17 protein-coding genes are annotated in these 20293 nt (G+C 45.8%); 12 read left to right on the top strand and 5 right to left on the bottom strand.

The genetic code is table 11. The annotated features are described in order from the left end of the window. Positions 1 to 119: 119 nt before the first annotated feature. From dnaN to dnaA, 3 genes are all read right to left on the bottom strand, one after another. Positions 120 to 1259, bottom strand: coding sequence for a DNA polymerase III subunit beta (gene dnaN / locus QUA99_RS05885; RefSeq protein ID WP_333236660.1), 1140 nt, complete (start codon positions 1257 to 1259; stop codon positions 120 to 122). 359 nt (positions 1260 to 1618) lie between these two features. Then, on the bottom strand, positions 1619 to 1855 hold the full coding sequence (locus QUA99_RS05890; RefSeq protein WP_333236662.1) for a hypothetical protein: 237 nt from the start codon (positions 1853 to 1855) through the stop codon (positions 1619 to 1621). 101 nt (positions 1856 to 1956) lie between these two features. After that, positions 1957 to 3327, bottom strand: a complete 1371-nt coding sequence (gene dnaA / locus QUA99_RS05895) for a chromosomal replication initiator protein DnaA (RefSeq protein ID WP_333236664.1) — start codon at positions 3325 to 3327, stop codon at positions 1957 to 1959. Between the two features lie 208 nt (positions 3328 to 3535). Between dnaA and QUA99_RS05900 the strand changes: the two genes are divergently transcribed. The 6 genes from QUA99_RS05900 to QUA99_RS05925 all read left to right on the top strand — a co-directional run bounded on the left by QUA99_RS05900 (position 3536) and on the right by QUA99_RS05925 (position 8609). After that, the gene (locus tag QUA99_RS05900; protein ID WP_333236744.1) at positions 3536 to 4777 is read left to right on the top strand and encodes an HhoA/HhoB/HtrA family serine endopeptidase; all 1242 of its coding nucleotides are present in this window, start codon (positions 3536 to 3538) and stop codon (positions 4775 to 4777) included. Continuing rightward, on the top strand, positions 4770 to 4919 hold the full coding sequence (locus tag QUA99_RS05905; RefSeq protein WP_333236666.1) for a hypothetical protein: 150 nt from the start codon (positions 4770 to 4772) through the stop codon (positions 4917 to 4919). The genes QUA99_RS05900 and QUA99_RS05905 overlap by 8 nt, the downstream gene beginning before the upstream one ends. 37 nt (positions 4920 to 4956) lie before the next feature. After that, positions 4957 to 5490: a peptide deformylase gene (gene def, locus QUA99_RS05910; protein ID WP_333236667.1), complete on the top strand. Its 534-nt coding sequence runs from the start codon at positions 4957 to 4959 to the stop codon at positions 5488 to 5490. 453 nt (positions 5491 to 5943) lie between these two features. Then, positions 5944 to 6513, top strand: coding sequence for a TerD family protein (locus QUA99_RS05915; protein ID WP_333236669.1), 570 nt, complete (start codon positions 5944 to 5946; stop codon positions 6511 to 6513). Between the two features lie 54 nt (positions 6514 to 6567). Further along, the gene (locus QUA99_RS05920) at positions 6568 to 7902 is read left to right on the top strand and encodes a TerD family protein (protein ID WP_333236671.1); all 1335 of its coding nucleotides are present in this window, start codon (positions 6568 to 6570) and stop codon (positions 7900 to 7902) included. 107 nt (positions 7903 to 8009) lie between these two features. Further along, the gene (locus QUA99_RS05925) at positions 8010 to 8609 is read left to right on the top strand and encodes a TerD family protein (RefSeq protein ID WP_333236672.1); all 600 of its coding nucleotides are present in this window, start codon (positions 8010 to 8012) and stop codon (positions 8607 to 8609) included. Positions 8610 to 8938: 329 nt separating this feature from the next. Here the strand turns inward: QUA99_RS05925 and lysS are convergent, their stop codons facing one another. Further along, positions 8939 to 10495 (bottom strand): lysine--tRNA ligase, encoded by a 1557-nt coding sequence (gene lysS, locus QUA99_RS05930; RefSeq protein ID WP_333236674.1) that lies wholly within the window; start codon positions 10493 to 10495, stop codon positions 8939 to 8941. Positions 10496 to 10907: 412 nt separating this feature from the next. Then, positions 10908 to 11054 (bottom strand): hypothetical protein, encoded by a 147-nt coding sequence (locus tag QUA99_RS05935; RefSeq protein ID WP_333236676.1) that lies wholly within the window; start codon positions 11052 to 11054, stop codon positions 10908 to 10910. 34 nt (positions 11055 to 11088) lie between these two features. Here QUA99_RS05935 and tkt point away from each other — a divergent pair, with 34 nt between their 5' ends. The 6 genes from tkt (at position 11089) to QUA99_RS05965 (ending at position 20125) form a co-directional block, all read left to right on the top strand. Next, on the top strand, positions 11089 to 13104 hold the full coding sequence (gene tkt / locus QUA99_RS05940) for a transketolase (protein ID WP_333236678.1): 2016 nt from the start codon (positions 11089 to 11091) through the stop codon (positions 13102 to 13104). 466 nt (positions 13105 to 13570) lie between these two features. Next, positions 13571 to 16366, top strand: a complete 2796-nt coding sequence (locus QUA99_RS05945) for a PAS domain S-box protein (protein WP_333236680.1) — start codon at positions 13571 to 13573, stop codon at positions 16364 to 16366. 47 nt (positions 16367 to 16413) lie between these two features. Continuing rightward, complete coding sequence (locus QUA99_RS05950) at positions 16414 to 16860, top strand: response regulator (RefSeq protein WP_333236682.1); 447 nt, start codon at positions 16414 to 16416, stop codon at positions 16858 to 16860. Positions 16861 to 17167: 307 nt separating this feature from the next. Beyond that, complete coding sequence (locus tag QUA99_RS05955; protein WP_333236685.1) at positions 17168 to 17320, top strand: hypothetical protein; 153 nt, start codon at positions 17168 to 17170, stop codon at positions 17318 to 17320. Between the two features lie 91 nt (positions 17321 to 17411). Further along, entirely contained in the window at positions 17412 to 18914 is a 1503-nt protein-coding gene (locus QUA99_RS05960; RefSeq protein ID WP_333236687.1) for an ATP-binding protein, read from the top strand. Positions 18915 to 19036: 122 nt separating this feature from the next. Beyond that, complete coding sequence (locus tag QUA99_RS05965) at positions 19037 to 20125, top strand: response regulator (protein ID WP_333236689.1); 1089 nt, start codon at positions 19037 to 19039, stop codon at positions 20123 to 20125. Positions 20126 to 20293: the final 168 nt, after the last annotated feature.

Here is a 20293-nt window from a genome sequence, read left to right on the forward strand (position 1 = left end):
TATCCTCAACTCCGCGTAGGGACACGGCAGTGCCGTGTCCCTACACTTCACAAACCTGGAATACGCTGTATGTAGGGTGCTCTTCGGCGCACGGCCGTGCGCCGAAGAGCACCCTACTGTTACGCTCTTAGCTGAACTGGCATCACCAAGAATGTAGCATTGACTCCCCCCAATGGCTGGAAAATTACAGGAGCAAGAGCACCGTTTAATTGCAGTTGAATTTCTGGGGATTGAGCAGTTTTCAAAATGTCAATTAAGTATTTCACGTTGAAAGCAATATCTATGCTATCTCCCGAAATCTGTGCGGGCATTGACTCTTTGCCGCAGCCGACATCTTTAGCATCTACAGACAAAGTAATTTCCTGATTCTCCTCGTCGATGCTGCATTTGAGAATATTGTTTTTTTGGTCTGCAAACACAGCAATTCTTTCTACTGCTGCTAAGAACGATCGCCTTTCTAAGGTAATTTGGCGCTCAAAGGAGGGCGGAATCAACTGCCGGTATGCGGGATATTGCCCTTCCAAAGTGCGGGTTGTCAGCCGCTGGTCGGCCCATTCAAACACTACTTGACCGTGTTCAAAATGCAGGGTGACAGGTTCAGTCCACTGTCGCATCACCAGCATTCTTTCTACTTCGCGCAATGCTTTAGCGGGGACTGTCACCTCAAATTCTTCTTCGGTTTCTTCGCCTTCAGATTTTTCATTGACAGTTTGAACTACTGCCAATCTGTGGCCGTCTGTAGCTGCAAATTCCAGGCAATCTTGCAATACCTTTAAATGCACGCCTGCAAGTACCTGTTTTGCCTCGTCGGGGCTAGTAGCAAATAAAGTTCCTTTGAGTCCTTCTATCAAGGCTTCCGGTGGCAATTTGAGGATTGTTCCGGCTTCGATTGCGGGCAATTCTGGGAATTCTTCCGGGCCCATACCTCTAACTTGGTAGCTGCCAGAAGTGCAAGTGAGATAGGCTACGGTGTCCCCCGCTTCGTCTTCTAAAGTAATCTCTCCATCTGGGAGTCTCGAAACAATATCGTTAAGCAATTTAGCGGGTATGGTAAAACTGCCGCCGCCAGTAACTTCTGCTGCGAAGCTGGTACGAATGCCCAAACTGAGATCGAAAGCTGTCAAGCTAACCCGCTGATTTTCCTCATCCGCTACTAAGAGCACGTTGGCGAGTACCGGATGTGTCGGGCGGGAGGGAACGGCCCGACTCACCAACGAGAGGTTGGCGTTGAGGTCACTTTGGGTGCAAACCAATTTCATGGTAGGAAGGTTAATTAACCGGATTTGAAACAGAAACAAATCGTATCACAGAAAGCCGGCGGGTCGGTTTTTCTGCGTGTAGGGCTGAAGCATGGGGCTAGAAACCCGGTTTCTAGGCAAAATTTTGCCTGTAAAAACGAGAAATCTTCGTAGAAACCGGGTTTCTGAAGTCAGCGCGCGTCGCGAATTATCTGTGTTGGGTGTGTAGGGATCGCTAAGTAAGTCTGTGGGAAAAAACACAACTGTGTTAAGAAAAATAAATGAGGCTGAAACCCTCTTCCCTCCTGCCTTCTGCCTTCTGCCTCATTCCAACTACAAATATTTACGCCGTTCTACTTAGTATTTTTTAATTTATTGAATTATTTTTGTGTCGATCGCCCTGTGGAAACTGTGGAAAAAGAAGCTAACTGCTTGCTGGGAATCACTTGTAGGTAATAAATACCTGTGGAAAACTTGTGGAAAAGCTGTTGCGGTCGATCGCCCATTTTTGTGCAAAAACTGTTTCGGGCGATCGAGTAAAGTTTTCCACAAACGGAGGGCAAATTTTCCACAGGTTTTTCCACAGGCAATATCAAGGGTGGGAGTGCCAAAGTCATAAACCCGGTTTCTCGCAAGAAATCTGATATTTGGTCGCGAGGAATTCAGGAAGAAACCGGGTTTATAGCTTCCCATGCCTCCAAGACAGAAGGGCGGGCGCTCAAGTTTTGCGGCTGACAACATTAATTCGATCGCTCAACTGACGCAAAGTTTGGGCCAAATTCGGGTCAGTGTTCCGCAACTGAGCAATTTTGTCGCAACTGTAAAGCACAGTCGTGTGGTCTTTGCCGCCGAACACTTCGCCAACTTTCGGCAAACTCAAACCAGTATGCTGGCGAATTAAATACATTCCTATTTGACGGGCGAGACTAATTTCTCGCCTGCGGGAAATGCCTTTCAAATCTTCAACAGAAACATCAAAAGCCTCGGCCACAACTGCAATTACTGCATCTGGCGTCGCCTCTACGCTTTCAGTTTGCGGATTCAAAACCGGGGTGATATTCTCCACGGTCATCGGCAAACCGGTAATTGAAAGATATGCTACCGCCCGAATCAAAGCTCCTTCCAATTCCCGAACGTTGGAAGTGTAACTAGAAGCAATGTATTCAATCACATCTCGCGGGAGCCGCATATTTTCATACTCAGCTTTTTTCTGCAAAATTGCCATCCGAGTTTCCAAGTCTGGCAATTGAATGTCGGCAATTAATCCCATGGAAAATCGGGAACACAAACGCTCTTGCAGGCGGGGGATTTGCTGCGGCGGGCGATCGGAAGCTAAAACTACTTGGTTTCCGGATTCGTGCAGAGTATTAAAAGTGTGAAAAAATTCTTCTTGAGTGTATTCTTTGCCTTCAATAAATTGAATGTCATCTATTAATAAAACATCTGCGGCGCGATAATGGTCGCGGAAAGTTTGCATACTGTCTTTGCGAATTGCGGCGATTAAATCGTTAGTAAATTTCTCAGTAGAAACGTAAAAAATCTTGGCGTTGGGGTCAATTTCCAAGCGATAATGACCGATCGCCTGCATCAAATGAGTTTTGCCCAAACCGACGCCACCGCACAAAAATAGGGGATTGAATTCTCGGCCCGGAGACTCGGCTACCGCGAGGGAAGCTGCGTGGGCCATGCGGTTGTTGGAACCGACGACAAAGCGGGAAAATACGTATTTCGGGTTTAAATTGGCGGGTTTGGGGGGGTGAAGCGAGTGGCTTTCCGGGATATCGGCGATGGGGGAGGGCCAAATCATGGCGGAGTCGCTGCTGCCGGCTGTTTCGTTTCCCCCGGCAATTGTCAAGTAAATGTCTACGGGATAGCCGAGAATTTCTGCGACTGCATCGGCAAGGATTTCTCTGTAATATTTTTGCAACCAATTGCGAGCAAAGGGGTTGGGGGCGCTGACGATCAAACAATTATTTTCGAGTTGTTCGGCCCTGGCAGTTTTGATCCACGTCTCAAAGCTAGGTCTGCTCAGTTGTACCTGGAGACGTTCAAGTATCTGATTCCACAGACTTTCGAGGGGAATGTCCACTGCTCACCTCTGCCGATCGGCATTCAAGATATTAATTCTACAGTCTAGAGAGTTTAGTCCTCAGATGCTAAAGTTTAAGGGAGTCTGCCGTAGCTTGCGGGGCGGGACGCCATCGCCCAAAAATTTGGCGGCTCAGCAGTCCAAACCAGGTATCGGGGAGCTGCTCAGGAAATATTTAGATTTGGCAGGAAAGCCTAAAAACATGGCCATGAAGAGTTCTACTGGCAAATTTTGGAAGCAACCGGCAATTTACATATTGCTGCTGGTAACGGGAGCCGGGGCCGCCATGTTGGGCGATCGTCTGACGGTTTCTCAATTTCGTGCAAATTCTGGGGATTCGGGACAAAGGGCGCTGGAACCGAAATTGCAACTGCCTCCTAATACAAAGGATCGAGTTAGCAAAGTGTTGCCGCCTGCTTCCTTGTCGGGCGACGGGACTAATGTGAATTTTATTGTGGCTGCGGTGGCAAAAGTTGGCCCGGCAGTGGTTCGGATCGATGCTTCGCGGCGGGTGAAACCGGGAAATAGAGGGCTGTCGCCGGAAGATTTTTTTGGCATAGAACCGAATTCGGGCGGCCGGGGCGGGATCGAACGGGGCACTGGTTCGGGTTTTGTCATCGGTGCCGACGGCGTGATTCTCACTAACGCTCACGTTGTAGAGGGAGCCGATACGGTAAATGTAACTCTCAAGGACGGCCGCAGCTTTCAGGGACGGGTGTTGGGGGCGGATAAGGTGACGGATGTGGCTGTGGTGAAGATTGAGGCGAACGCTCTGCCTGTGGTGGCGATCGGCAATTCGGATAAGCTGTTGTCTGGGGAATGGGCGATCGCGATCGGCAATCCTTTGGGTTTGGACAATTCCGTAACTGCGGGGATTATTAGCGCTACGGGGCGATCGAGCTCTGATGTGGGCGTACCCGACAAGCGGGTCGGTTTTATTCAAACAGACGCTGCAATTAATCCCGGGAATTCCGGGGGGCCGCTGCTGAATGCTTCGGGCCAAGTTATTGGCATGAATACGGCGATTATTCAAGGTGCTCAAGGATTGGGGTTTGCGATTCCCATTCAGGCGGCCCAACAGGTGGCGAAGGAACTGATTTCAACGGGGAAAGTCGAACACGCTTATTTGGGAATTGAAATGGCGACGCTGACTCCGGATGTTAAGGAGCAAATTAACAGCAACGCTAACAGCAGCCTGCGAGTTACAGTCGATCGGGGTGTGGCTATTGTTAGCGTTGTTCCTAATTCTCCCGCTGCAGCGGCAGGTTTGCGGGCTGGAGATGTGATTCAAAAAATTAACAATCAGCCGATTATTCAGTCGGAAGCTGTTCAGGATTTCGTGCAAAATGCTAAGGTTGGCGGTCTGTTGCAAATGGAAATCAACCGCAACGGGCAAATAGTTAATTTGACTGTTAAAACGGGAAGTTTGCCGGTTCAAAAAGTTGGATAAGAAGGAAGAAGGTTCGGCAACGGATTGTGTAACGGATGTAACGGATGTCAGTCCGATGTCCGTCGGAAGAAGAAGGAAGAAGCAAGAAGCAAGAAGCAAGAAGCAAGAAGAAAATGGTTATTTGTCAGTAGTTAACGACTAACAAATAACGACTAACAAATAACGACTAACCAATAACTATGGCAGAACTATTACAAATCTCACAATTAGGAAATCCCGTGCTGCGCCGCCCGTCGCAAGTTGTCGAGAATATTAAGGACGATCGCATTCAACAGTTGATTGACAGCTTAATATTTACAGTACAGCAGGCAAACGGAGTGGGGATTGCCGCCCCTCAAGCGGCTAAGTCCGATCGTCTGTTCATCGTCGCATCCCGCCCCAACCTGCGGTATCCCCAAGCACCCCACATGGAACCCACAGCGATGATTAATCCCCGGATTGTGGCTGCGTCAACAGAGACAGTCAAAGACTGGGAAGGCTGTTTGAGCATTCCCGGGATTCGGGGATTGGTGCCGAGAAGTAGGGCGATCGAGATAGAATACACCAGTAGAGACGGCAAACTCCACCGACAAGAATTGACAGACTTTGTGGCCCGAATTTTTCAACACGAACACGACCATTTAGATGGAATCGTGTTTTTAGACAGGGTGGAAAGCACCCAAGAACTAATGACCGAGGATGAGTATCAGCAGCAATTTGTCAAGCTACTTTAACCAAAAGCATCCAGCATATAAGCCCCCGGATTTATCCGTGGGATCAATTCTACAATTCTACAATCTCAAATCCAAAATCCAAAATCGAAAATCGATAGATGAGTACCAAAAGCAAATTGTCAACCTGCTGTAGCCGCAAGCATTCAGGGTACAAAGCCCCCGGATTTATTCGCGGGCTCAATTCTTCAATTATCCAATCTCAAATCCAAAATCGAAAATCTAAAATCGATAGATGAGTACCAGCAGCAATTTGTCAAGCTACTTTAACCAAAAGCATCCAGCGTACACGCCCCGGATTCATCCTCCGTGTCAATTCTTCAATTATCCAATCTCAAATCCAAAATCGAAAATCGAAAATCGATAGATGAGTACCAAAAGCAAATTGTCAACTGACTATAACAGTTGATATAATTGCTAGTAGTAACGCCAGTGATGTTGTGAATAGGAGGGCGAATGTCTATTAATTTGGAAAAAGGCGGGAGAATCAATCTCTCTAAAGAAGCACCCGGACTGAAGAATGCCGGGATTGGTTTGGGATGGGATATCAACGCTACAGACACCGGCGCAGCGTTTGACTTAGATGCTTCCGTGTTTATGTTGGGGGCTACTGGCAAAATCCCAGGCGAAAAATACTTTGTTTTCTACAACAACAACCAATCGCCGGACAGTTCTGTAATACATCTGGGAGATAGCAGAACCGGAGAAGGATTTGGCGATGATGAAACCGTTACAGTCGATTTAACCAAAGTCGATCCGGCGGTGCAAGAAATTGTGTTTGTGGTAACTATCCACGAAGCAGAATCGAGAAGGCAAAACTTCGGTCAAGTGCGGAATGCTTTTATTAGGATTTACGACACTACTACTAACACAGAGGTCACGAAGTACGATTTGGACGAGGATTTTTCTAGGGAGACAGCGGTAGAGTTTGGCAGACTTTACAAGAAAGACGGCGAGTGGAGGTTCCAAGCTGTAGGACAAGGCTACAATTCCGGCTTGCAAAGCTTTGTAGATAAGTATGCCTGATAAAAGGTCGATCGCTCCTATCTAAATAAATCGAGGGGAAATTCGGAAGCAGGAATGTTTCCCTCGATTTTCAGCCAGACTCATGAGGTGATAAACCAGATGGGCATTCAATTAAAGAAAGGTGAAAGATTTAATCTTTCTAAAACATCTCCAAGTTTAACAAAAGTTGCGATCGCCCTGGGTTGGGAAATAGCAACTCAACTCAATTTATCCGACTCAAACCCGCAAAGCTGTGATATCGATGCCTCGGTTTTTGCATTAGGTTCGGACGGAAAAATCCCCGATGAAAGATACTTTGTATTTTACAATAACTCGCAGTCGCCGGACGGAGCGATCGCCCATTCGGGAGACAATCAAACCGGTCAAACTCAAGGGGATGACGAGACAATTTATGTAGACTTAGAAAAAGTAACGCCGGCTGTTGAGGAAATGGTTTTTGTGGTCACAATTCACGACGCACAAGCTAAACATCAAAATTTTAGCCAAATCAGAAATGCTTTTATCCGATTGTACGATCGCCAAACAGGCAGCGAACTAGCGCGGTATGATTTAACAGAAGGTTTTTCTGAAGAAACAGCAGTCGAGTTCGGACGGTTGTATAAAAAAGATGCAGCTTGGAGATTTCAGGCAGTAGGGCAAGGATATAAAGCAGGGTTGCAGAGTTTTGTTGACAAGTATCATTCAGAGATTAAACTGGAAGAAAAGACACTAGAACCGCCTAAAGTCAACAAAGTAGAACTGCCTAAATTAGAGAGGCATGAAGCTAGCCGTAAAATTAAGCAAGCTATGGCAATAAAACTTGAAAAAACAGGCGACTCGCACAAAATAAACCTCAGTAAATCAGGTAGTTCTGAGTTGCTTGCAGTTCACGCAAATCTCGACTGGGAAGAAGTGCAAAATCGGGGCATATTTTCGGAAAAATTCCTGGGAGTAAAGGGGACTCCCGATCTGGATCTTGGTTGTATGTACGAGATGGCTAACGGCGAAAAGGGAGTGATTCAACCCTTGGGAAAATGCTTCGGATCAAAAACGTCTTCACCCTACATATTTCTCGATAAAGATGACCGCACTGGCGCGACTGAGGGAGAAAATATGTATATTTTTAGACCTGATTTGATTAAACGGGTGATGTTTTTTGGTTTCATCTACGCAGGGGTTCGCGACTTTAAAACTGTGCGGGGACGAATGTTCTTCAAAATCAGCAACGGTGAAGAAGTATATCTCGAACTCGATAATCCAGATAGCAATAGAAATTTTTGTGCGGCGGCAATGATTCAGAATACAGGTTCCCAGATTGTAATTCTCAAAGAGGAAAGATACTTTGGCGGACATGAAGAAGCCGATCGCTACTACGGATTTGGATTTAATTGGTATTCCGAGACTAAGTAGGGGTGCCAGTCGAGTAGAGTTCATCCAGTTAAATAAAACAACTGGTTGAACAACTGCTATCTTCCAATTTACTTAAGTTCTAATACACTTTAGGGAGTCACAAAACTATGGCTATCAACTTGACAAAAGGACAATCGATCGTTCTCAGCAAAAGCGAATACGACTTGTCCAGATTGACAATGGGTTTGGGCTGGGATGTTGCACAAGCTAAAAAAGGTCTTTTCGGCAGAAGCAGCGGTGCCAATTTTGACTTAGATTCCTACGCTTTGCTGCTGGGGGAAAATGGCAAACTAAAGAACTACAAAGAAGATGTAATTTATTACTCTCATTTGGAGTCACAAGACAAAACAGTTGTTCACTCCGGCGACAATCTCACGGGGGAGGGAGAAGGAGATGACGAACAAATATTGGTGAAACTGAGCTCTTTGTCAGCACAATATCACAAAATAATTTTGGGAGTTAATATTTACAATGGGAAAGAGAGAAAACAGCATTTTGGCTTGGTAGAAAATGCTTTTGTGAGGGCTGTAGATGCCGCCGGGAAAGAAATCGCTCGCTATCGCTTGTCAAATGACCCTTCTTATGAAGGAAAATTAAATATGTTGATGGGAGAAGTCTATCGAGAAGGCGGCGAGTGGAAATTTAAGGCTTTGGGAAATCCTTTGGCTGAAGATTTGAACGGTGTTGTCGGTTCGTTTATGCGGTGAGATCAAATTCGTTAAATTGAGTGAGGCTTGTAGGGGCGGGTTCACAACAATATTTGCCAATAATTGACAAACTAAATAAACCCGCCCCCACCCAACAAACAATTGCAATGCACATTTTTTGCATAATTGTAGGGGCGGGTTCAACAACAATATTAGCCAATAATTGATGATTTAAATAAACCCGCCCCCGCCCAACGGTAAATCGCAATGAACATTTTTCGTATTCGATCGAACTCTAGGTTGATGTAGGTTATTTGTGGGTGGGGGCGGGTTTATATAGGTGGTTTGTGGGAATTAAATGTTATTGGTGAACCCGCCCCTACAAGATTTTACGAATCTTTAACTGGCCGCATTGTCGGGAACATCACCGCATCGCGGATGCTTTGAGTATTAGTTAAAAGCATCACCAATCTGTCTACGCCGATGCCCATTCCCGCACAGTTAGGCATTCCCAAAGATAGCGCTTGAATAAAGTCTTCATCCATTGGATGCGCTTCGTCATCGCCGGCATTTTTCTGCGCCAACTGTTCCTCAAACCGCTTTCTTTGCTCTTTCGGATCGTTCAATTCTGAAAATCCGTTCGAGTATTCGGTACCGTTGATAAATAGCTCGAAACGTTCTACAAATCCCGGCTTGCTGCGATGTCCTTTTGCTAAGGGACTGACTTCAACAGGGTAGTCGATGATAAATGTAGGTTGAATTAGTTTGGGAACAACTAATTTGTCAAAAACTGCGTACAGCACATAGCCTAGACTCTGTTGTTCTAACTTAGACAGGTGCAGTTCGAGTTTGCTTGCAGATTCGATCGCACTTTCCAAGTCCAAACTGTCAAAATCCAGCCCAAACTCGTCTCTGACAGCTTCTACCATCGTTTTCACTTGCCAGTGTTTGCCGCTGAAACCGGGATATTTTTCGCTGTAGTCGAACTTGCGTTCTAAACTAATAGTTTCTCCCTGATTTTCAATTTCCTTGACATCCCCAAATACCGCCGCCGCTGCGAAACATATCACGTCTTCGACAACTCCTAAAATGTCGAAAACATCAGCATAAGCTTGGTAAACTTCTAAAGAGGTAAACTCTGGATTGTGGGTGCTGTCAATTCCCTCATTTCTAAATGCTTTCCCTAGTTCAAATACTCGCTCGAAACCGCCGCAAATTGCTCTTTTTAAGAATAATTCTGGAGCCACTCGCAAATACAAATCCACTTCCAAAGCATTATGGTGAGTGATGAAGGGCTTAGCAGCAGCACCGCCGTAAATAGCTTGCAGTGTCGGCGTTTCTATTTCGTAAAAATTTGCTTGCCACAGATAGGAACGGATGCTTTGGACGATGCGGCTGCGCAGCATAAAACGGTTGAGCGCATCTTGGTTGCTTGCCAAATCCATTTCGCGGTGACGGCGGCAAACTTCAGGGTCGTTAATTCCATAATAAGAATCGGGAAATTGAATGGTAGCTTTTGATAAAAGCTTTAATTCCCTCACTAAAATAGAAAGTTCTCCCCTGGGGGTGCGGCAGCCGATACCTTCGACGCCGACAAAATCGCCGACATCGAGCAATTTTTTAATTTGTTCAAAGCTCAAACCAACTTCGCCGGTGACGATTGCTTTCTCGATTTTGAGTTGAATTTTGTCTGTGGCGTCTTTTAAATCGATGAAACCAATTTTGCCGCTGTCTCGCTTGGAAGTGATGCGGCCGGCTAATCGCAGGGAAATTTCTTCGGGGTCACTTTCTCCGTTTGCGAGTTCTTTTCCCGGCTGACTAAATATTTCGCGAACTTGTTGGGCTGTGTGCGATCGCGCGTAGGATTGACTGGGATACGGTTCTATGCCTTGCGATCGCAGTTCGTCTACTTTTTGACTGCGGACTTCGGCTTCACTGAGAGTCATTAGTTATTGCCTGATTAAAATTACAAATATCTGACATCTTGCACTATTCTGGCGATCGTGCGATCGGGTGGGCTAGAAGAGCTCAACCCTACTCCCCACAAGAAAATTCACTCTTTGTGGAACAGGCATCTTGCCTGTTCGCGACAAAGCTGCAAGATGTCAGAAACACCAAACTCTATCATAACTGGGTGGCTTTGAGAGCCAATTTGCCAAATAATAAGTTACACCCTCTCGTACCCCGATCGCACAGAGCCGCACTCGCCCCAGAAATATCTCCGATAACAATTTACGATCGACTGCACAAAGCGGTCGAAACATTAAAAAATTCATGCCAGTTTCAAAAAAAATGCAACTGTAGGCCCGTGCCCCAAACCCATATCCAGTAAACCATGCCCAATCTAAAATCTAAAATCTAAAATCTAAAATGATATAAGTTGTCTGTCGATCGCAACAGGTGAGATGATATGTAGTGCAGCCTCACGGCAGTTCCATAGAAACTGAACAGCAGAAATGCGAGCGATCGAACTCGGCTCATCGCACCTCTGTCAGAATCGACCACACACACTCTCTCTTAACGTATAAAAACCAGAATTATGGCTGTTGCAACCCAATCACTCGAAGAACTCTGCATCAACTCTATCCGCTTTTTGGCCATCGATGCGGTAGAAAAAGCAAAATCAGGACACCCGGGACTGCCGATGGGCGCTGCCCCTATGGCCTTTGTGCTGTGGGATCGGTTCATGCGGTTCAACCCCAAAAACCCCAAGTGGTTTAATCGCGATCGCTTCGTCCTCTCAGCCGGCCACGGCTGTATGCTACAGTACGCCCTCATGTACTTGACCGGCTACGATAGCGTCACCCTCGACGACATCAAACAATTTCGTCAGTGGGAATCCAAAACCCCCGGACACCCCGAAAACTTCGTCACCGAAGGCGTAGAAGTTACCACCGGCCCCCTCGGACAAGGAATTGCTAATGCCGTCGGTTTGGCAATGGCAGAAGCTCACCTCGCGGCTAAGTTTAACAAGCCCGACCACAAAATTGTTGACCACTACACCTATGTCATCATGGGTGACGGCTGCCACATGGAAGGCGTTTCTGGCGAAGCTTGTTCTTTGGCCGGACACCTCGGACTCGGCAAATTAATTGCCTTGTACGATGACAATCACATTTCTATTGAAGGCGACACCAGCTTGGCCTTTACTGAAGATGTGGGCAAGCGTTTTGAAGCTTACAACTGGCACGTTATTACAGTAGACAATACCGCTCTAGACGAAGATACTAACCTAGAAGCAGTTCACAAAGCTATTGAAGAAGCCAAAAAAGTCACGGACAAACCGTCCATGATTAAAGTCCGTACCATCATTGGTTACGGTTCTCCAAACAAGCGCAATTCTTACAGTGCTCACGGCGCTGCTTTGGGTAGCGATGAAGTGCAAGCAACTCGCGATTTCTTGAAGTGGGAACACGCACCGTTTGAGATTCCTGATGATGCTTTGTCACACTTCCGCAAAGCAGTCGAACGTGGCGCTCAATCTGAGCAAGAATGGCACAAAGCTTTTGAGGCTTATAAAGCAGCATATCCTGCAGAAGCAGCAGAATACGAGCGCAGGGTTGCCGGCAAACTTCCTGAAGGTTGGGATAAAGTTTTGCCGACATACAAGGCAGAAGATAAGGCCGATTCGACTCGGAATCATTCTGGAAAATGTTTGAATGCTTTGGCAAGTGTGTTACCTGAACTGATCGGCGGTTCCGCTGACTTGGCATCTTCTAACATGACTTTGCTCAAGGGTGAAAAAGACTTCCAAAAAGGTCAGTACGAAGGTCGTAACCTGCGGTTTGGCGTGCGGGAACACGGCATGGGCGCGATCGCCAACGGTATGCTGTTGCACGGCGGTTTAATTCCTTACTGCGCCACTTTCTTGGTATTTGCTGACTATATGCGGGGCGCAATTCGCCTCTCTGCACTCTCGGAAGCTGGAGTTATTTACGTAATGACTCACGACTCCGTAGCCTTGGGCGAAGATGGCCCGACTCACCAACCAGTTGAAACTCTCGCTTCTCTGCGCGCAATTCCCGATTTGTTGGTAATGCGCCCTGCGGATGGTAATGAAACATCCGGCGCTTACAAGGTGGCAGTTGAAAGCCGCACCCGCCCAACTTTAATGGCTTTGTCTCGCCAAAACCTGCCCAATTTGGCTGGAAGTTCGATCGAAGGAACGGCTAAAGGCGCTTACATTTTGTCCGACGACGGCGGCACTCCCGACATCATTTTAATCGGCACCGGCGGCGAAACATACCTCTGCGTTGATGCCGCTGAAAAATTGCGCGCTGCCGGTAATAAAGTGCGGGTAGTTTCGATGCCTTGCTGGGAATTGTTCGACTTACAAGATGCGGCTTACCGCGAATCGGTACTGCCGAAAGCTGTTACTAAACGGTTGGCAGTTGAAGCAGCTTCTAGCTTCGGCTGGGGACGTTATTTGGGTGCTGAAGGCGATAGCGTCAGTATTGACAGATTCGGCGCTTCTGCACCAGGCCCAGTTGCTTTAGAAAAGTTTGGCTACACCGTTGATAATGTGGTAGCTAAGGCTCAGGCGCTGTTGGGCTAATAGCAGCAGCATAATTTTTGGTGGGGCGGGCTTCGGGCTCGCCCCATTTTTTATACTATTAAACAAGTTTAAACAAGAACGCAACTGTAGACAAGCTCCAAATCCATACATAATCAGTTATTCCAATTATTTAATCTAAAACTTAAAATCTAAAATGTTATTAGTCATAGACGCACGCTTTCTGAGGAAACCCGGTTTTGCCAACGAGGCATCTACGAAGAAACCAGGTTTGTAGCCCCCCGTGCGTCCAGCACTGTATATTTCAGAAATTTGAGATAAGTTATAAGGATCGCGAATTAAATAATTTACACTCTTGAAAGTGGGGTGGGCGGGACGCCCGCCCTTTCTGGACGGGCGGGATGGGCCCATCCCACAAGAACATCACGCATTGTAAGTTATTTAATTCTCATTCCTAAGTTATTGGGTTAAATTTCCCATTACCCCTTCCCCATTCCCAATTCTATTTATGATTTGGAACTTTTTAAATAAGCTGTTATTCACCGGGCATTATATTCCTCAAGGCCACTGTTACCTTTGGCAGCGAGAGCTAGTCACGCTCCACATAGTGTCAGACTCTATAATTGCCCTGGCTTACTATTCAATACCGCTATCGCTAATTTATATTATCACTCAGGGAAAAGACTTGCCCTTTCGCAACATCTTTTGGCTGTTCGCAGCCTTTATTATCTCCTGTGGCACTACTCATATAATGGAAGTTTGGACGCTGTGGCATCCTGTTTATTGGGTTTCTGGCAGTCTGAAAATTATTACCGCCGCGATTTCTGCTTACACAGCTTTTTCATTAATTCCTTTAGTTCCCCAAGCATTAACTCTCGTCACTCCAACTCAATTAGGGATGCTCGCTCGAATACTGCAAAAAGAAATCATTGAACGCCGAAAAACAGAAGCTCGCTATCAAACTTTAACTGAAGCTTCGCCGGTAGGAATATTTTATGCAGACGCTTTAGGAGACTGCTTGTATGTCAACGAGCGCTGGTGTCAAATTTCGGGAATAGCCTGCGATAAAGCTTTGGGCAAAGGGTGGTGGCAAGCCATTCATCCAGACGACCGCCAGCGGGTTTTTGCTCAATGGTATAGCGCCGCGCAGGAGAAATTGCCGTTTAAATGTGAGTACCGCTTTCAAGGCATCAATCACGCTAAAATCAGTTGGGTCTTCAGTCAAGCTGTCGGTATAATCGGAGAAAATGGGGAGGTTAAAAGTTATGTTGGTACTATTACTGATATTACAGAACGCAAGCAGGTAGAAGAGGAAAATCGACTGCTCCATGAAACTCTGGAACATCGAGTTGCTGAGCGCATTGCTCAAATCGAAATTTCTCACCACTCATTGCCAGAAGAAATAGCCTACCGACAAAGAATTGCGATAACTTTGTTGGAATTGACGCAACTGCAAAATGCAATTCTTAACAGCGCTCACTACACAATTATTTCTACAGATCCCGACGGTACAATTAAAACATTTAATCGCGCAGCACAGAAACTTTTAGGCTATTCCCCCGAAGAAGTCGTGGGAAAAGTCACGCCAGCAATAATTCACGATCCTGTGGAGGTCGGTAAAAGAGCTGAAATTCTTTCTCAAGAATTGGGAGTAAAAATAGAGCCGGGAATAGAAGTTTTTGTTGCTTTGCCACGCCGGGGAATAGCTGACGAAAATGAATGGACTTACATTCGCAAAGACGGTTCGCGGTTTCCGGTGCAATTGTCGATGACTGCCTTATTCGATCCTGAAGGAAATATCACTGGTTTTTTGGGTATCGGTCAGGATATTAGCGATCGCAAACAAGCTGAAAAAGAGCTGCGCGACCTCACCGCAGCCATGCAAAATGCGATGGAAGGCATTTCGCGGCTAGATATTGAGGGACGCTACGTGAATGTTAACCGAGCTTACGCTCATAGATGCGGTTACGAACCAGAAGAAATGCTCGGCCTGCAATGGCAGCTCACCGTACATCCGGGCGATATTGAGATGATGCTCTCAGCTTATCAGGAAATGGTAATTTCTGGGAAAGTAGAAGTTGAAGCTAGAGGCGTCCGGAAAAATGGCTCGTTTTTTTACAAGCAATTAACGATGGTAAAAGCTTGGGACGCACAAGGAATATTTAACGGCCACCACTGTTTTATGAAAGATATCACCGAGCGCAAATTAACGGAAAGAGCTTTGCAGGAAAGCGAATTTAAGTACAGACAAATAGTTGAATTAGCAGAAGAAGGTATTTGGGTAATTGACAGCAATTCCCTCACGACTTACGTGAACCACGCAATGGCACGAATGCTCGGCTATAGCGAATTAGAAATGTTCGGGCGGTCGCTTTTTGATTTCATGGACGAAGCGGAACAACAACAAGCTCTCGCTCTTGTCGAGCGGCGCAAGCAAGGTATTGGTGAACAACACGAATTTAAATTCAAAAGCAAGGACGGCAAAGATATTTGGACTGATATGTCTACCAGTCCAGTCATGGACTCCCAGGGGAATCTGCTGTCTTGTTGCGCCTTGGTTTACAACATTACAGACCGCAAACAAGCAGAGCAGCAAATGCTGCAACTTACAGAAGATTTGAAGCGTTCCAACGAGGAATTAGAACAATTTGCTTATGTGGCTTCCCACGATTTGCAAGAACCGCTCCGAGCCGTTACCAGTTACACTCAATTGCTGGCCCAGCGCTATCAAGGAAATTTGGACGATCGCGCAGATAAATATATTAATTATATTGTCGATGGTGCCACCAGAATGCAACAGTTAATTAACGATTTGTTGGCGTATTCGCGTCTGGGAACGAGGGGCCACGAGTTTGAGGAGGCGGACTGCAACGCTGCTGTCGAGAAAAGTTTGTGCAATTTGCAAATTGCGATCGCCGAAAAAAAAGCTGCAATCACCTGCGAGGCGATGCCAACCGTGATGGCAGATGAATCTCAACTGGTGCAATTATTCCAAAATTTGATCGGCAACGGCATCAAATTTTGCCGCCAAGATATCCCGTTGATTCATATCGCTGCCCGCAGGCAAGAGAGCGAATGGCTGTTCAGCGTCCGCGATAACGGCATTGGCATCGATCCGCAGTATGCCGATCGCATTTTTATCATTTTTGCGCGCCTGCACTCCCGCCGCCAATATTCCGGTACTGGCATAGGTTTGGCGATGTGCAAGCGAATTGTTGAACGTCACGGAGGGCGCATCTGGGTGGAATCTCAGGAGGGCAAAGGAGCGACTTTTTACTTCACTATTCCTATAATTAATACCTGAAGCCTCAAAGTTCAATTTTTTTTTATAATCAAAAGGATACGGCGGTTATGAGCGATCGAAGCACTGTTAGACCCATAGAGATTCTGCTGATTGAGGATTCTCCCAGCGATGCCGATTTAGCAATAGAAGTGATCAATCAGGGTAAAATATTGAATAACTTGCATTTTGTAGAGGATGGAGTTGAAGCAATCAAGTTTTTGCGCAGAAAAGAACCCTATCTCAGCGTACCCCGTCCCGATTTGATTTTGCTGGATTTGCACCTGCCGAAAAAAAGCGGTGTTGAAGTGCTAGAAGAAATTAAAACTGACCCGAAGTTAAAATTAATTCCTGTAGTGATTCTCAGCACTTCAGCAGCTCCCGAAGATATTTTTAAGTCCTACTCGCTCCACGCCAACTGTTACATAACCAAGCCTGTTGACTTAGTACAATTTACTAAAGTAGTCAGGTTAATTGAAGAATTCTGGCTCGCAGTCGTCAAACTTCCTCTAAATTAAACGAACAGATACTTTGCTTATGAGCGCTCTCAAAAATTTTAACCTATGGAAATTCTGCCGGTGGATGATTTGCTCAGCGAGGCTGAATGGACTTTATAAAAGCTGGCGAAAAGCCAAAATTTAACAATTTGCCCAAGAGTAGAAGATAGGGTATCAGCAATGAATTTATAGAAGAAAGCAGGCTGGTATTTTCCTGTTCCCATCTCGATTTAATTCTGCTTGACTTGATTTGGTCTAAAAAAACGGTGGGTAAATATTAATCTAAATTAATTCAGCACCAAAGTTAAAAATGATTCCGGTGGTAATTATGACAACCTCAGCAGCCGATGAAGAGAGGCTCAAGTTTTATGCCCTGTCAGTCCGGTGCTACATTGCTAATCGTGTGGATTTTAGTCAAGTCGCTAAGTTGGTGATATGGATTGAGGATTGGTGGCTGGCGGTGGTGACAGTTCCCCAATAATAACTTTCAAGTTAAAAATGGTCATGGAAAGCAAAAAAGTTTAACCTGAGATTGGTAGAGTGAAAATTTTACAGCCAAAAATGTCAAAGTTATGTGGATTAAGATTCTGTTAGTAGAAGACAATCCGGCTGATGCTGATTTGCTTGCAGAACTGTTAGAAGTATCTGTGGGAGTCCAGTGGGAATTGGTGTCTGTTGAGTTCCTGCATGAGGCGATCGCACAACTGTGCAAACAATCCTTTGATGTAGTTTTGCTCGACCTTTCTTTGCCGGACAGCCGCGGTCTGGAAACCCTAACTCGCCTGCGAGAAGTTGCTCCGGATACGGCAATGGTGGTAATGACAGGCTTGGATGATGAGGCGATCGCGTTTGAATCAGTTCGCTTGGGAGCTCAAGACTATATTGTTAAAGGTCACATTACTACTCAATTATTAGTGCGGACGATCCGCTACGCGATCGAACGATCTCAAACATTTCAAATGCTTAGGGAAAGCGAGCGGCGCTTTCGGGCGATTTTTGACTCTTCGTTTCAGCTAACAAAACTGCTGACTCCCGAAGGAATCGTGCTGGAAGTGAACGAGACAGCCCTCGATTTTGCCGGATTGCGATCGGAGGATATTGTGGGCCGCCCGATTTGGGAAATGGCGGTTTGGGCCCAGTCGCTAGAGGTTTCCGAACAATTGCAATCCGCGATCGGCAAAGCAAGTCAGGGCGAGTTTTTCCGCAGCGAACTCGACTTGTTAGGCAAAAGCGGGCAAATTGTGACAGTTGATTTCTCACTAAAACCTGTTAAAAATGAGACAGGACAAGTTTTGCTGCTGATTGCTGAAGCCCGTGACATTAGCGATCGCAAACGAGCAGAAGCGGAAATTCTCAAAGCCCTCGCACGAGAAAAGGAACTTTCAGAACTGCGAGCTAAATTTGTCACAATGGTTTCTCACGAGTTCCGCACCCCCTTGACAACCATCCAATTTTCGGCTGGATTGCTGCAAGATTACAGTTCTCAGTGGCCTCAAGATAAAAAATCTACTCATTTTGTGCGGATTAAATTAGCAGTTAAACGCATGACAGAGTTACTAGAAGATATCCTCGTAATTGGCAAAATCGAAGCAAATACCTTGCATTTTCAACCGGTTTCCTTAAACCTAGAAAAATTTTGCCGTCAACTGGTAGAAGAGCAGCAGCTAAACGACAGCAACCAACACCAGATCGCTTTTCAACATGAAGGCGGCAACTGCGACGCTCAAATGGATGAAAAACTGCTGCAGCAAATGTTGGGAAACGTCCTCTCCAATGCCCTAAAATATTCTCCCGCCGCCAGTACAGTTTCCTTGCACCTCAAATGTCAAAACAAAGAAGCTGTTTTCCAAGTTCAAGACCGGGGCATCGGTATTCCTCAAGCCGATATAGAGCGGATCTTAGAAACTTTTTACCGAGCTACAAATGTCGGCACTATTTCGGGAACGGGTCTCGGTTTAGCAATTGTCAAAAGGGCTGTGGAGCTTCACGGCGGCAAACTAGCGATCGACAGTCAAGAAGGAAGAGGCACAACTTTCACTATTACCTTGCCTTTAATTTGCGAACCCCGTCAATAACAAGTGAATTATCAACTATATATCCGCAGGTTAACGCTCAATTAAGCCTCTCAAATACAAAATTATCAAGTGTATGAACTTGAAATTTTCTAACTAACTACTAACTACAAGGAGGTATCACCGTGGCTAAGATTTTGGTAATAGAAGATGAAGAATCGATTAGAGAAAATATTTTAGATTTGCTGGAAGCCGAAAATTTTGAAGGAATGGGAGCGATTAACGGCAAAGTCGGCATCAAATTGGCGATCGAACAAATCCCAGATTTAATTTTGTGCGACATGATGATGCCGGAAGTGGACGGTCACGGCGTCCTCAAAGCTTTACGAGCAGAACCCCTAACTACCACAATTCCGTTTATTTTCCTCACAGCCAAAGCCGACAAAATTGACGTTCGCACGGGCATGGAACTGGGAGCAGACGATTACATTACTAAACCTTGTACGCCGCAAGAATTGCTAAAAGCCATTGCTATTCGACTTGAAAAACAAAAAACAATTAGCAGGCAATCTCAAAAAACGCTAGACGAATTGCGCACTAATATTAGTATGTCGCTCCCCCACGAATTGCGGACTCCTTTGAATTCTATTCTGGGTTTTTCTGAGCTAATATTGTCAGAATATCAGGTTTTCGAGGAATCAGACATCTTAGAGATGATCGGTCAAATTCAAGATTCCGGTCATCGCTTGTATCGACTGATTCAGAACTTTTTGCTGTATGCAGAACTGGAGATAGCAGCCACAAATCCCCAACTGCTCGAGGAGATGCGCAACAGCCAATTTAGCTGCGTAAAATCTTTGCTGACTGAAAAAGCGCGGCAGCAAGCAAAACACGCGAATAGAACAGACGATTTACACTTAAACTTGCAAGATGCCTCCGTGGCTATTGATTCTGTCAGACTCACAAAAATTGTTGAGGAACTGCTGGACAATGCCTTCAAATTTTCTTTAGAAGGAACGCCAGTTTTCTTAAGCACTTTGGTGGAAAATCAGACTTTTATTCTGTCTGTCAAAGACCAAGGCCGCGGCATGACTGCCGATCAGATTGGACAGCTAGAAGCTTACAGGCAGTTCGATCGCAAACTTTACCAACAAGCAGGTTTGGGATTGGGCTTGGCCATCGTTCAACGCCTTGCAGAATTGCACGGAGGAGAATTTAAAATAGTAAGTTTGCCGCAGCAAGAAACCATAGTTTGCGTTTCCCTGCCTGTCTAAACAATGATTAGACCAGTGACCAAAAACAATGCAACTGTAGGCAAATTCCAAAGCGAGCATCTCATGTTTGTAAAAAAACTTCTTCTGGGTCTTTCCTTCTTCCTCTTTCCTTTTGCCTCCTGCCTCCTGCCTCAAAACTCAAAACTCCAATTTCTAGCTTGGCTGCTT

This window comes from Microcoleus sp. F10-B2, assembly GCF_036704965.1.
Classification (GTDB): Bacteria; Cyanobacteriota; Cyanobacteriia; order Cyanobacteriales; family Microcoleaceae; genus Microcoleus.

Bases quoted from the DNA above. Each gene is read 5' to 3' on its own strand.
- QUA99_RS05925 (WP_333236672.1), top strand. From the start codon at position 8,010: ATGGCTATCAACTTGACAAAAGGACAATCGATCGTTCTCAGCAAAAGC.
- QUA99_RS05900 (WP_333236744.1), top strand. From the start codon at position 3,536: ATGAAGAGTTCTACTGGCAAATTTTGGAAGCAACCGGCAATTTACATA.
- def (WP_333236667.1), top strand. From the start codon at position 4,957: ATGGCAGAACTATTACAAATCTCACAATTAGGAAATCCCGTGCTGCGC.
- QUA99_RS05960 (WP_333236687.1), top strand. From the start codon at position 17,412: ATGTGGATTAAGATTCTGTTAGTAGAAGACAATCCGGCTGATGCTGAT.
- QUA99_RS05890 (WP_333236662.1), bottom strand. From the start codon at position 1,855: ATGACTTTGGCACTCCCACCCTTGATATTGCCTGTGGAAAAACCTGTG.
- QUA99_RS05945 (WP_333236680.1), top strand. From the start codon at position 13,571: ATGATTTGGAACTTTTTAAATAAGCTGTTATTCACCGGGCATTATATT.
- QUA99_RS05915 (WP_333236669.1), top strand. From the start codon at position 5,944: ATGTCTATTAATTTGGAAAAAGGCGGGAGAATCAATCTCTCTAAAGAA.
- QUA99_RS05920 (WP_333236671.1), top strand. From the start codon at position 6,568: ATGTTTCCCTCGATTTTCAGCCAGACTCATGAGGTGATAAACCAGATG.
- QUA99_RS05950 (WP_333236682.1), top strand. From the start codon at position 16,414: ATGAGCGATCGAAGCACTGTTAGACCCATAGAGATTCTGCTGATTGAG.
- lysS (WP_333236674.1), bottom strand. From the start codon at position 10,495: ATGACTCTCAGTGAAGCCGAAGTCCGCAGTCAAAAAGTAGACGAACTG.
- tkt (WP_333236678.1), top strand. From the start codon at position 11,089: ATGGCTGTTGCAACCCAATCACTCGAAGAACTCTGCATCAACTCTATC.
- QUA99_RS05955 (WP_333236685.1), top strand. From the start codon at position 17,168: ATGACAACCTCAGCAGCCGATGAAGAGAGGCTCAAGTTTTATGCCCTG.
- dnaN (WP_333236660.1), bottom strand. From the start codon at position 1,259: ATGAAATTGGTTTGCACCCAAAGTGACCTCAACGCCAACCTCTCGTTG.